The organism is Pseudomonas fluorescens, assembly GCF_902497875.1.
GTDB lineage: Bacteria > Pseudomonadota > Gammaproteobacteria > Pseudomonadales > Pseudomonadaceae > Aquipseudomonas > Aquipseudomonas fluorescens_BR.
The window spans coordinates 37430-49470 of sequence record NZ_CABVHY010000041.1; the positions used below are offsets into that span (position 1 = coordinate 37430).

Here is a 12041-nt window from a genome sequence, read left to right on the forward strand (position 1 = left end):
AATAAGAGGCTGAAACACTGCAACAGCCGTGCCGATTGTATACAAACTGATAAACAGTTTGTTCGACGGCCTATTCTCTGGTTGTGTTCAATTTGATCAGCCCTGGCCGATCGTCCGTGAAATCACTTCAACCGTGGCGCTGACTTGCTCTTGGTAACGGTCGAGTTCCTGCTTGTGCCGTTTCTGCATATCGATCTGCTGCGAACACAGATTCATCGCTGCCAGCACCAATAACCTGTCACCGATCAGGGTCGGGTACTTCTTCTTGGTGTCAGCCAAGGCGGCTTTTAACATTAATGCGGCGTCCAGCAGGGTCTGCTCTTCCCCGGCCGGCGCCTTGATTGAATAGTCTTCCCCGAGAATCGAGACGACTTTTACCCCTTCGGCGCCCTGTTTCATGCGCTGACAGGCCCGGCGCTGACGCGCTCAACCAGGGCCTGGATACGTGCGGCGGTGGCACCCTGCTTTTCTTCCTGTTCCATCAGGCTCAGTTGCAGGCTTTCATTTTCGTCTTTGACCTGGGCCAGTTCCGCGCTCAGGGTCTGGTTCGTGCCGAGCAGCTCCTGGTTCTGTTGCACCAGTTCGCTGACCAGTTGTTCCAATTGGCTTAGGGATGCTTCTAACATTTTTAATTTCTCGGCATTTTCAGAGGGCGCGTACGATAAAGAAAAGTCACCACGGATGCCAGGGTTATCCGGGCCGGATGCCTTGATTTTCCTGGCGGCGACCTTGCTCGCAAGCTTTAAAGACTGCGATTCCTCTATCTGGTTCCAGACACTTCGTCGTACCGCACCGACTGCGACAAAAACGCGCAGGGGCTCAAGACTTTAGTCGTAGGACCGATAGATCATAGATGCCCAGTCCTGGCACCACGCGCGAACGCGCCTCTCCGGTAATCTCCATGTCCCTTCGCAATATGAATATCGCACCGCGGGCGTTTCTCGGCTTTGCCTTGATCGGCAGCCTGATGCTGGTCCTGGGTGTGTTTGCCTTGAACCAGATGAGCAAAATCCGCGCGGCCGGTGAAAACATCACTCTGAACAGCGTGCCGAGTATCAGAAGCCTTAACGACTTCACCCAACTGAGCTTGCGTCTGCGGGTGCTGTCCAACCGTTTGCTGCTCAACCGTGAACCGGACGTGCAGCAACAGACCCTCGAGCTGTTTGATCAACGCAACCAGCAGATCCGTGCCACTCAGACCCTCTACGAAAAGCTCATCACCAGCCCGCAGGAACGCGCGGCCTACGATCAGTATGTGCAACTACTCGGCCAGTACCGTCAGCTTGAAGACCGTATGAAGAGCTTGTCGCGCAACAATCAGGTCGATGAACTGCGTAACCTGCTGAACACCGATCTGCTGAACAACTCCGAAGCGATCAACACTGCGCTTAATCGTTTACTGGAAATCAACACCCAGCAGACCGTCGACACCAACCAAAAAGCTGCCGACCAATATTCCTCGGCCTTCGACCTGGTGGTCGCACTGCTGGTGATTGCCACCGGTCTGACCCTGCTGTTCGCCTGGTTACTGACCAACAGCATCACCCAACCGATTGCCAACGCCTTGAACGCCGCCGAAGCAATCGCCGAAGGCAACCTCACCCGACCGATCGAGGTCGACGGCAACGATGAAGCCGGTCGCCTGTTACTGGCCATGGCGAAGATGCAGGAAAAGCTGCGCGACACCCTGCAACGGATTTCCGGTTCGGCCACCCAGTTGGCATCCGCGGCTGAAGAACTGAACAGCGTCACCGACGAAAGCGCTCGCGGCCTGACCCAGCAGAACAACGAGATCGAACAGGCCGCCACCGCCGTCAACGAAATGACCAGCGCCGTGGAAGAAGTCGCGCGTAATGCGGTGAGCACCTCCGAAGCCTCGAAGAATGCCACCACCTCTGCCGGCGATGGCCGTGATCTGGTGCAGGAAACTGTCAGCGCCATCGAACGCATGAGCGGCGACGTGCAAAGCACCGCGACCCTGATCGGCGCCCTGGCGGAAGAGTCGCGGGACATCGGCAAGGTGCTGGACGTGATTCGCGGCCTCGCCGACCAGACCAACCTGCTCGCCCTCAACGCGGCAATCGAAGCCGCACGCGCCGGTGAAGCCGGCCGCGGTTTCGCCGTGGTGGCCGATGAAGTTCGTGCTTTGGCGCACCGCACCCAGCAGTCCACCAGTGAAATCGAGCGGATGATCGGCAGCATCCAGAGTGGCACCGAGCACGCCGTCAACTCGATGCGCAACAGCACCGAGCGCGCCGAGTCGACACTGAACATCGCCAAGGGTGCCGGCTTGTCGCTGGACACCATCAACAGCGCCATCGTCGAAATCAACGAACGCAACCTGGTGATCGCCAGCGCCGCCGAAGAACAGGCGCAAGTGGCCCGCGAAGTCGACCGTAACCTGGTAAACATCCGCGACCTGTCGGTGCAATCGGCCACTGGTGCCAACCAGACCAGCGCGGCGAGTAACGAGTTGTCGCGTTTGGCGGTGGACCTGAACAGCATGGTTGGGCGGTTTAGTTTGTAATTCGATACCGCGCTGCTGCGGAAAAGATCGCAGCCTTCGGCAGCTCCTACGCCGACTGCATGCACCTGCAAGGGTATGGGCGCATGCAACCCCCCGCAGGCTGCGATCTTTTGATCTTAAAAAGCTTTTTGACAGCGCAGCATTTCAACAGGTTAGAATCGCTGGCACGCAGACTGCATGGTCAGTTTGTGCCCGCCTTTCTGCTTCTGGAGTACCGCCATTGAATGCGACGACCATCAACAGCCTGTTCTTGATCGGCGCGTTGCTGGTGGGTGCGAGCATTTTAGTGAGTTCTCTTTCGTCCCGCCTCGGCATCCCGATTCTGGTGATCATCCTGGCCGTGGGCATGGCCGCAGGGGTCGACGGCGGCGGCATCATTTTCGACAACTACCCTACCGCTTATCTGGTCGGCAACCTCGCCCTGGCAGTGATCCTGCTCGACGGCGGCCTGCGCACCCGGGTGGCGAGTTTTCGCGTGGCGTTATGGCCGGCGCTCTCACTGGCCACCATAGGCGTGTTGATTACCACCGGCCTGACCGGCATGGCGGCGGCCTGGCTGTTCGACCTGAACCTCATTCAAGGCCTGCTGATCGGGGCCATCGTCGGTTCCACCGACGCCGCGGCGGTGTTCTCGCTGTTGGGCGGCAAGGGCCTCAACGAACGGGTAAGCGCCAGCCTGGAAATCGAATCCGGCAGCAACGACCCGATGGCGGTGTTCCTCACCGTGACCCTGATCGACATGCTTGCCAGCGGCGAAACCGGCTTGCACTGGAACCTGCTGGTGCATCTGCTTCGTGAGTTCGGCATCGGCGCCATCATCGGGCTGGGCGGCGGCTGGCTGATGCTGCAAATGGTCAACCGGATCAAGCTGGCTTCCGGCCTCTACCCGATTCTGGTAATCAGTGGCGGTCTGCTGGTCTTCGCCCTGACCAACGCCCTGCACGGCAGCGGCTTCCTCGCGGTGTATCTGTGCGGCCTGGTGATCGGCAATCGTCCGGTGCGTAGCCGTCACGGCATTCTGCACATGCTCGACGGCATGGCCTGGCTGGCGCAGATCGGCATGTTCCTGGTGCTGGGCCTGCTGGTCACCCCCCACGATTTGTTGCCGATCGCCGTACCCGCCCTGGGCTTGGCGCTGTGGATGATCCTGTTTGCCCGGCCGCTTTCCGTGATCGTCGGTCTGCTGCCGTTCAAGGCCTTCCATGGGCGCGAGAAGGTGTTTATCGCCTGGGTCGGACTACGCGGCGCGGTACCGATCATTCTCGCGGTGTTCCCGCTGATGGCCGGGCTGCCCAACGCCCAGCTCTACTTCAACCTCGCATTTTTTATCGTGTTGGTCTCGTTGCTGGTGCAAGGCACCAGCCTGCCGTGGGTCGCCAAGCTGCTGAAAGTCACGGTTCCGCCAGAGCCAGCGCCGATCTCCCGGGCGGCGCTCGAAGTGCATGTCACCAGTGAGTGGGAGTTGTTCGTCTATCGCCTCGGTGCGGAAAAATGGTGCATTGGTGCGCCCCTTCGTGAGCTGAAAATGCCCGAAGGCACCCGCATCGCGGCCCTGTTTCGTGGCCAGCAACTGCTCCATCCGTCGGGTAGTACCACCCTGGAAGCCGATGATCTGCTCTGCGTAATCGGCCACGAACACAACCTTCCAGCCCTCGGAAAACTGTTCAGCCAGGCGCCGCAGCGAGGACTGGATTTGCGCTTCTTCGGCGATTTCATACTCGAAGGCGACGCCCGGCTGGGCGCGGTTTCGGCGCTGTATGGACTGAAGCTCGAAGGGCTCGACCCGGACATGCCATTGAGTCGCTTCATTAACCAGAAAGTGGGCGGTGCGCCAGTAGTCGGTGACCAGGTTGAGTGGAACAACACCATCTGGACCGTTGCAGTGATGGAAGGGAACAAGATTGGCAAAGTAGGCGTCAGATTCCCCGAAGGAAGTCGCCCGGGGCCCGGACACTTCCTCTAAACTGCCCACTCTCTATCCAGTTTGACCGGTATTTATGTCAACCCTGCGCACTTATTTCGCTATTGTCCTGCTTGGCCTGAGTCTTTCCGTCGGTACGCTGTATGCAGCAGACCTGCCCAGCACTGAGGCAGTCCAGCAGAGCCTGGACAAAATTGCTGATCGAAAACTACCCGAGGCTGACCAAAAGGCCCTGCAAGGGATTCTGCAGCAAACGTTGACCTACTTGGCCAACAAGCAGGATTACGAAAAAAAACTGGCCGCCCTCAAGCAGCAACTGAGCAGCGCGCCGCGCCAGAACAGCGAAAACCAGAAGGAACTGGCACGCCTCAAGGCGACCAAGGTGGTGCCTACGGCGCAACGTTACGCCAACCTGCCAGTCCCGCAGCTCGAGCAGTTGCTGACCGAGCGCACCAGTCAGCAAGGCCAACTGCAAAAAGCCCTGGCCGATGCCAACAGCCTGATCATCACCTCCCAGACTCGTCCGGAGCGGGCTCAGGCCGAGATCAGCAGCAGCCAGACGCGCATCCAGGCGATCAACAACACCCTTAAAAGCGGCAAGGACAACGGCAAGCCGCTGAGTGCCGACCAGCGCAATTTGCTGAATGCCGAAAAGGCCGCGCTTGATGCATTGATTCTTCTGCGCCGCCAGGAACTGGCTGGCAATAACCAGCTGCAAGACCTGGGCAACAGCCAACATGATCTGCTGGAAGAAAAGACCAAGCGCATGGAGCAGGAAATCCAGGACCTGCAAACCCTGATCAATCAGAAACGCCTGGCCCAGTCCCAGGAGACCGTGGCACAACAGTCGATCGAAGCGCAAAAATCCGGCGGCAGCACCCTGCTCGCCACCGAAAGCGCGGCCAACCTGAAACTGTCCGACTACCTGCTCAAAAGCACCGACCGCCTCAACGAGGTGACCCAGCAGAACCTGCAGACCAAGCAGCAACTGGACAGCGTGACCCAAAGCGATTCAGCCCTGGAAGAGCAGATCAACGTACTCAGGGGCAGCCTGCTGCTGTCGAAGATTCTCTACAAACAAAAACAGTCGCTGCCACACCTCAAGCTCGACCGCGATCTGGCCGATCAAATCGCCGATATTCGCTTGTACCAGTTCGAGGTCAGCCAGCAACGAGAGCTGCTCAGTAATCCGAGTGCCTACGTCGACACCCTGCTGGCGACCCAGCAGCCGGAGCAAGTCACCCCACAGCTGCGCAAGACCCTGCTCGACCTGGCGGTGACCCGCGCCGATCTGCTGGAACGACTGAACCGCGAGCTGAGCGCTGTACTGAACGAATCCATCACCCTGCAACTGAACCAGAAGCAACTGCTCAGTACTGCGCAAAGCCTGCGCGCGACCCTCGATGAACAGATGTTCTGGATCCCCAGCAACAAGCCGCTGGACCTCGAATGGATGCGAATGGTACCTGAGCGTCTGGAAAGACAGATCACCACCCTGCCATGGGCTTCAAGCCTGAGTGAACTGGCTGACGGCCTGACCCAGCGCCCGCTGCTGTTCCTGCCGCTGGCGTTGCTGATCGGCGCCTTGCTGTGGCGACGCAAGTACCTCTATGCCCAGCTGAACAAGGTTCACCAGGACATCGGCCACTTCAAACGCGACAGCCAGTGGCATACCCCCCAGGCGATTCTGATCAACATCCTGCTGGCGATGCCGATTTCCCTGGCGCTGGCCCTGTGCGGCTACGCCTTGCAGATCGATGCCCGGGGGCAGAACACCAACCTGGGCGCTGCGCTACTGCAAGTTTCCCAGGCCTGGCTGGTGTTCTACACCGCCTACCGAACCCTCGCGCCGGGTGGCGTGGCCGAACTGCATTTCCGCTGGGAAAAGCGCCAGGTCGAATTTCTCCAGGGCTGGATCCGCCGGCTCGGGCTGGTAGTGATAGCGCTGGTAGCGGTGGTCGCCGTTGCGGAACTGCAACCCGCGACATTGGCCGATGACGTACTCGGGATGCCGGTGGTCCTGACCTGCTACGCCTTGATGACCTGGCTGCTCAGCCGGCTGTTGATCAGCAGCCCGGCACACCGCAACGCCTCGCTGTTTCGCAAGGCTGTCGGGGTGATGTTCACGGCCCTGCCGATCGCCCTGTTCATCGCCGTATGCTTTGGCTACTACTACACCGCACTGAAACTCAGCGACCGACTGATCAACACCCTCTACCTGCTGATGTTCTGGCTGGTGATCGAAGCCACCTTCGCTCGCGGCCTGGGTGTCGCGGCGCGGCGCCTGGCCTACCAGCGCGCGCTGAGCAAGCGCCAGGCGGCCAAGGAAGCCGGCGACGGCGAGGTGGTGGTTGAAGAACCGACGCTGGACATCGAGCAGGTCAACGAACAGTCCATGCGCCTGATCCGACTGGCGCTGCTCGGTGGTTTCATCGCCGCGCTGTATTGGGTCTGGTCGGACCTGATCACGGTCTTCTCGTACCTGGACAACGTCACCCTCTACGAATACACCAGCGGTACCGGCGCCAACGTCAGCATGGTGCCGATCAGCATCGGCGACTTGCTCGGGGCGCTGATCATCATCGGCATTACCTTCGCGCTGGCGCGCAACCTGCCCGGCTTGCTGGAGGTGCTGGTGCTGTCCAAGCTCAATCTGGCTCAGGGCAGCGCCTACGCCACCACCACGCTGCTGTCCTACGTGATCGCCGGGATCGGTTTCGTCTCCACGCTGTCCACCCTCGGCGTGAGCTGGGACAAGCTGCAATGGCTGGTGGCGGCGCTGTCGGTAGGTCTGGGTTTCGGCATGCAGGAAATCTTCGCCAACTTCATCTCGGGGATCATGATCCTCTTCGAGCGCCCGGTCCGGATCGGCGACACCATCACCATCGGCAACCTGTCCGGCACGGTGAGCAAGATCCGCATCCGCGCCACGACTATCACCGACTTCGACCGCAAGGACATCATTGTCCCGAACAAGACCTTCATTACCGGGCAACTGATCAACTGGTCGCTGACCGACACCGTCACTCGGGTCACCCTCAAGCTCGGCGTCGACTATGGCTCCGACCTCGACCTGGTCAAGGAGCTGCTGCTCAAGGCCGCCCGGGACAACCCACGGGTGTTGAAAGAACCTGAGCCCCATGTGTATTTCCTGAACTTCGGCGAAAGCACCCTGGACCACGAACTGCGTATGCACGTGCGTGACCTCGGCGACCGTAACCCGGTGCTCGATGAGGTCAACCGCTTCATCAACCGCGAGTTCAAGAAACAGCACATCAACATTTCGTTCCGGCAGATGGAGGTCTACCTGAAAAATCTTCAGGGCCAGGAGTACAAAATGGTACCCATCGAATCGGAAAACAAAACCATCGTACCCGCCCCCGTCGGAGAGTCGACGCAAGAGCCACCGCCGACCAAACTCGACTAACCCTGCTATCCCTAGCAGAATGCTCGGACATTCTGCTGGAGATGGCCGTTGAAAGCCCTCGACGAACTGACCTTCGATAATCGCTTCGCCCGCCTGGGTGATGCGTTCTCAACCCATGTGCTGCCTGAACCTGTCGCCGACCCACGGCTGGTGGTAGCCAGCCCTGCCGCCATGGCCCTGCTCGACCTGGACCCGGCAATCGCCGAGACTCCGGTGTTCGCCGAACTGTTCAGTGGCCATAAGCTCTGGGCTGAGGCCGAGCCGCGGGCGATGGTTTATTCCGGGCATCAGTTCGGCTCCTACAACCCGCAACTGGGGGACGGTCGCGGGCTGCTGCTGGGCGAGGTCTACAACGAAGCTGGCGAGCATTGGGACCTGCACCTCAAGGGCGCCGGGCAAACCCCCTATTCACGCATGGGCGATGGTCGGGCGGTGCTGCGCTCATCGATCCGCGAGTTTCTTGCCTCTGAAGCGCTGCAGGCGCTGGGCATTCCCACTACCCGTGCGCTCTGTGTGATTGGTTCGAGTACGCCGGTCTGGCGCGAGAAGCAGGAACGCGCAGCGATGCTGCTGCGCCTGTCGCCAAGCCATGTGCGCTTCGGGCATTTTGAATATTTTTACTACACCAAGAGACCCGAGCAACAGAAGCAGCTCGGCGAGCACGTGTTGGCGATGCATTTTCCAGAGTGCCTGGAACAACCCGAGCCCTATCTGGCGATGTTTCGCGAGATCGTCGAGCGTAACGCCGAGTTGATTGCCAAATGGCAGGCCTATGGCTTCTGCCACGGCGTGATGAACACCGACAACATGTCTATCCTGGGCATCACTTTCGACTTCGGTCCGTTCGCCTTCCTCGATGACTTCGACGCCCAGTTCATCTGCAACCACTCCGATGACCAGGGCCGCTACTCCTTCAGCAACCAGGTGCCCATCGGCCAGTGGAACCTTAGCGCCCTGGCCCAGGCCCTGACACCGTTCATCAGCGTCGAGGCCTTGCGCGAAACCCTTGGCCTGTACTTACCGCTGTACCAGGCCCATTACCTGGACCTGATGCGCCGCCGCCTCGGCTTCACGACCGCGCAGGACGACGATCAGAAACTGGTCGAAGGCTTGCTGCAACTGATGCAGAACAGCGGCGTCGACTACAGCCTGTTCTTCCGTCGACTGGGTAATGAGTCAGCCGAACTGGCCGTCGCCCGCCTGCGTGACGACTTCGTCGATCTCAAGGGCTTCGATGCCTGGTCCGAGCGCTACACCGCCCGCGTCGCTCGCGAGGGTTGCGACAACCAGGAACAGCGCCAAAGTCGCATGCACGCGGTCAACCCGCTCTACATCCTGCGCAACTATTTGGCGCAGAAAGCCATCGATGCGGCCGAGAGCGGCGACTACCAGGAAGTCCGTCGCCTGCAGGCGGTACTGAGCAATCCATTCGAAGAACAACCCGGAATGGAAAGCTATGCCGAACGCCCACCGGAGTGGGGCAAGCATCTGGAGATCAGCTGTTCGTCGTGAAGCAGCTTAGAAAAACACATCCGCCTTCACACTGAAGCGCTCGGCCAACCAGCGAATCTGTCGCAGGTTGAGCTTACGCTTGCCACTGAGGATTTCCGAGACCACCGACTGGGCTCCCACGCCTGGCAGGTCGCTCTGGCTCAAGCCATGCTCACGCATCAGATAGCGTAGAACCTCAACGCCACTGGCCACGGGCATCGGTCGATGCTCACGGTCATAGGCCTCTATGAGATCACCCAAAATAGTCGCCAGACTGGCTAACGGGTTCGACTCGTCTTCGCCGATCAGCTCCAATAACTCATCCAGCGATGCGACCAGCAGATCGTAATCCGCCTCGTTTGCCGGTTTGCTCAGCAGCGGCGACACGAAGTGCCAGTGCTCGGCGGCTTGCTTGATCAGAACGCTCATCGACGCTCCTCCTTCCACTTTCCCTTGTCATAGTCGCGATGATCCAGCACATGCTTGATGTAAAGCCGTTGCGCTCGATAATGAACGGCCGCAATCAATCGCAGCTTGTTCCCGCCGATATCAAACACATGCAACGGGCCTACCTTATCCGTTGCAGGAAACATCCTCTTCATTGCTGCAAAGTCGCCAGGGCTATTGGCCTTGACCACTCGATACCATGCATCCAGCGCGCTGGCGGAGTGTGGCCATTTTTCCTTGGCTTCCCAGATTCGTTTTTCAGTAATCACATGCATGCAACATCCTTATCGCATATTGCTATGGAGGTTAAACGCAGAATTCAACTATCGCAAGTTGCTATATTCCCGAGTAGACCAGTGGCATGACCTTCACGCCTTCTCACAGCCTGGATTCGGAGCGCTTCGAGGCTCGGTCGGAAATGCAAGGACATGAGAACCACCAGCTGTTCGAGTGGAGGCAAGCATCTGGAGATCAGCTGTTCGTCGTGAAGCAGCTTAGAAAAACACATCCGCCTTCACACTGAAGCGCTCGGCCAACCAGCGAATCTGTCGCAGGTTGAGCTTACGCTTGCCACTGAGGATTTCCGAGACCACCGACTGGGCTCCCACGCCTGGCAGGTCGCTCTGGCTCAAGCCATGCTCACGCATCAGATAGCGTAGAACCTCAACGCCACTGGCCACGGGCATCGGTCGATGCTCACGGTCATAGGCCTCTATGAGATCACCCAAAATAGTCGCCAGACTGGCTAACGGGTTCGACTCGTCTTCGCCGATCAGCTCCAATAACTCATCCAGCGATGCGACCAGCAGATCGTAATCCGCCTCGTTTGCCGGTTTGCTCAGCAGCGGCGACACGAAGTGCCAGTGCTCGGCGGCTTGCTTGATCAGAACGCTCATCGACGCTCCTCCTTCCACTTTCCCTTGTCATAGTCGCGATGATCCAGCACATGCTTGATGTAAAGCCGTTGCGCTCGATAATGAACGGCCGCAATCAATCGCAGCTTGTTCCCGCCGATATCAAACACATGCAACGGGCCTACCTTATCCGTTGCAGGAAACATCCTCTTCATTGCTGCAAAGTCGCCAGGGCTATTGGCCTTGACCACTCGATACCATGCATCCAGCGCGCTGGCGGAGTGTGGCCATTTTTCCTTGGCTTCCCAGATTCGTTTTTCAGTAATCACATGCATGCAACATCCTTATCGCATATTGCTATGGAGGTTAAACGCAGAATTCAACTATCGCAAGTTGCTATATTCCCGAGTAGACCAGTGGCATGACCTTCACGCCTTCTCACAGCCTGGATTCGGAGCGCTTCGAGGCTCGGTCGGAAATGCAAGGACATGAGAACCACCAGCTGTTCGAGTGGAGGCAAGCATCTGGAGATCAGCTGTTCGTCGTGATGATACGTTCAGTCCTGGGGGTCAATTGCACTGACAACTCGTGAAATGATGTCCATCATTGTCACGTCGTCGAGACGCTCAATGAACTTGGCGGAGCCCTCTTGGATTCGTTGCTCGATATCGAAGCTGCGCACCTGATTACACACCGCGACGCCATTGGTTTCGTGCCCGGTGACAACCACCGCCAAACCAGAATTGCGGCTAAACGTGCCTCCACTGGTCACCGGGACGGTCATGCTCACACCCAAGGCATTGATCTCTCGTGGTGTTATCACAACAAAACGGTGGCGATTCATCATCTCTCTACCTGCCACCGGATTCGGGTCAATCCAGTAAACATCGCCCCGCTGCGGGGCTTGTCGACGAACCATCAGCCCAACTCCCGACCAACTGGATCGCCTTCACGAGTATCCGCTGTGGCGGCATTCAGTTCGGCAATTGCTTCGGCCCCCTCGAGCAATTCGGCCAGGGTATAGCGCTTGCGCACCGGCTGTACGACGGGGCGAGCGATCAATTCGCCATCGACCACATTGAGCTCCAATTGCGCGCCCACCTCCAGATGCAGGAGTTTCAATAAAGTCGGCGGGATGGTCATCACCGCAGCACCGCCTTGTCGGCGGATTTTGGAAGTCACGGACATGAGAGGACTCCGATCCGAAATAAGGTTGATATCGACGCCTCGATAAGTGCAACAAAAGTAGCACACGGATGGGAGCAAAGCGAATTCCTCACTAGGTCACTTCAAAGTATTTAACGCTATTCCCAGCCTAGACTTGCGGCGTAAGCGACCAGCCTCAAATATGTGAGAGCATGCGACAGCTGCCCA

General features: G+C 58.7%; 12 protein-coding genes and 1 pseudogene. 5 read left to right on the forward strand and 8 right to left on the reverse strand.

The features are described 5' to 3' along the window. Positions 1-96 precede the first annotated feature (96 nt). Positions 97-399, reverse strand: a complete 303-nt coding sequence (locus F8N85_RS29840; RefSeq protein ID WP_150807044.1) for a cell division protein ZapA — start codon at positions 397-399, stop codon at positions 97-99. Further along, positions 396-626: a hypothetical protein gene (locus tag F8N85_RS29845; protein ID WP_150807045.1), complete on the reverse strand. Its 231-nt coding sequence runs from the start codon at positions 624-626 to the stop codon at positions 396-398. Before F8N85_RS29845 ends, F8N85_RS29840 begins: the two co-directional genes overlap by 4 nt. 290 nt (positions 627-916) lie before the next feature. Here F8N85_RS29845 and F8N85_RS35935 point away from each other — a divergent pair. The 5 genes and pseudogenes from F8N85_RS35935 to selO all read left to right on the forward strand — a co-directional run. Then, a pseudogene (locus tag F8N85_RS35935) lies at positions 917-1672 on the forward strand (MCP four helix bundle domain-containing protein); the annotation flags it as partial. Further along, entirely contained in the window at positions 1664-2527 is an 864-nt protein-coding gene (locus tag F8N85_RS35940) for a methyl-accepting chemotaxis protein (RefSeq protein WP_412072522.1), read from the forward strand. The pseudogene F8N85_RS35935 and the gene F8N85_RS35940, both read left to right, overlap by 9 nt. A gap of 220 nt (positions 2528-2747) precedes the next feature. Continuing rightward, positions 2748-4490: a potassium/proton antiporter gene (locus F8N85_RS29855; RefSeq protein WP_150807047.1), complete on the forward strand. Its 1743-nt coding sequence runs from the start codon at positions 2748-2750 to the stop codon at positions 4488-4490. 34 nt (positions 4491-4524) lie between these two features. Further along, complete coding sequence (gene mscK / locus F8N85_RS29860) at positions 4525-7875, forward strand: mechanosensitive channel MscK (RefSeq protein WP_150807048.1); 3351 nt, start codon at positions 4525-4527, stop codon at positions 7873-7875. A gap of 48 nt (positions 7876-7923) precedes the next feature. Next, complete coding sequence (gene selO / locus F8N85_RS29865; RefSeq protein ID WP_150807049.1) at positions 7924-9387, forward strand: protein adenylyltransferase SelO; 1464 nt, start codon at positions 7924-7926, stop codon at positions 9385-9387. Positions 9388-9393: 6 nt separating this feature from the next. On the opposite strand, the gene F8N85_RS29870 is transcribed toward selO, so the two are convergent. From F8N85_RS29870 to F8N85_RS29895, 6 genes are all read right to left on the reverse strand, one after another. Further along, a complete protein-coding gene (locus F8N85_RS29870; RefSeq protein ID WP_150807050.1) occupies positions 9394-9795 on the reverse strand; it encodes a helix-turn-helix domain-containing protein in 402 nt (133 codons plus the stop codon). Then, entirely contained in the window at positions 9792-10088 is a 297-nt protein-coding gene (locus F8N85_RS29875; RefSeq protein ID WP_150807051.1) for a type II toxin-antitoxin system HigB family toxin, read from the reverse strand. Before F8N85_RS29875 ends, F8N85_RS29870 begins: the two co-directional genes overlap by 4 nt. A gap of 219 nt (positions 10089-10307) precedes the next feature. Then, positions 10308-10709 (reverse strand): helix-turn-helix domain-containing protein, encoded by a 402-nt coding sequence (locus tag F8N85_RS29880; protein ID WP_150807050.1) that lies wholly within the window; start codon positions 10707-10709, stop codon positions 10308-10310. Beyond that, entirely contained in the window at positions 10706-11002 is a 297-nt protein-coding gene (locus tag F8N85_RS29885; protein ID WP_150807051.1) for a type II toxin-antitoxin system HigB family toxin, read from the reverse strand. The genes F8N85_RS29880 and F8N85_RS29885 overlap by 4 nt, the downstream gene beginning before the upstream one ends. 221 nt (positions 11003-11223) lie before the next feature. Beyond that, complete coding sequence (locus F8N85_RS29890) at positions 11224-11586, reverse strand: type II toxin-antitoxin system PemK/MazF family toxin (RefSeq protein WP_150802200.1); 363 nt, start codon at positions 11584-11586, stop codon at positions 11224-11226. Then, a complete protein-coding gene (locus tag F8N85_RS29895) occupies positions 11586-11855 on the reverse strand; it encodes an AbrB/MazE/SpoVT family DNA-binding domain-containing protein (protein ID WP_150802201.1) in 270 nt (89 codons plus the stop codon). Before F8N85_RS29895 ends, F8N85_RS29890 begins: the two co-directional genes overlap by 1 nt. Positions 11856-12041 lie beyond the last annotated feature (186 nt).

Excerpts from the sequence above, each read along its gene's own strand:
- F8N85_RS29870 (WP_150807050.1), bottom strand. The coding sequence starts at position 9,795 with ATGAGCGTTCTGATCAAGCAAGCCGCCGAGCACTGGCACTTCGTGTCG.
- F8N85_RS29880 (WP_150807050.1), bottom strand. The coding sequence starts at position 10,709 with ATGAGCGTTCTGATCAAGCAAGCCGCCGAGCACTGGCACTTCGTGTCG.
- F8N85_RS29885 (WP_150807051.1), bottom strand. The coding sequence starts at position 11,002 with ATGCATGTGATTACTGAAAAACGAATCTGGGAAGCCAAGGAAAAATGG.
- F8N85_RS29890 (WP_150802200.1), bottom strand. The coding sequence starts at position 11,586 with ATGGTTCGTCGACAAGCCCCGCAGCGGGGCGATGTTTACTGGATTGAC.
- F8N85_RS29840 (WP_150807044.1), bottom strand. The coding sequence starts at position 399 with ATGAAACAGGGCGCCGAAGGGGTAAAAGTCGTCTCGATTCTCGGGGAA.
- F8N85_RS29875 (WP_150807051.1), bottom strand. The coding sequence starts at position 10,088 with ATGCATGTGATTACTGAAAAACGAATCTGGGAAGCCAAGGAAAAATGG.
- F8N85_RS35940 (WP_412072522.1), top strand. The coding sequence starts at position 1,664 with ATGCAGGAAAAGCTGCGCGACACCCTGCAACGGATTTCCGGTTCGGCC.
- F8N85_RS29845 (WP_150807045.1), bottom strand. The coding sequence starts at position 626 with ATGTTAGAAGCATCCCTAAGCCAATTGGAACAACTGGTCAGCGAACTG.
- mscK (WP_150807048.1), top strand. The coding sequence starts at position 4,525 with ATGTCAACCCTGCGCACTTATTTCGCTATTGTCCTGCTTGGCCTGAGT.
- F8N85_RS29895 (WP_150802201.1), bottom strand. The coding sequence starts at position 11,855 with ATGTCCGTGACTTCCAAAATCCGCCGACAAGGCGGTGCTGCGGTGATG.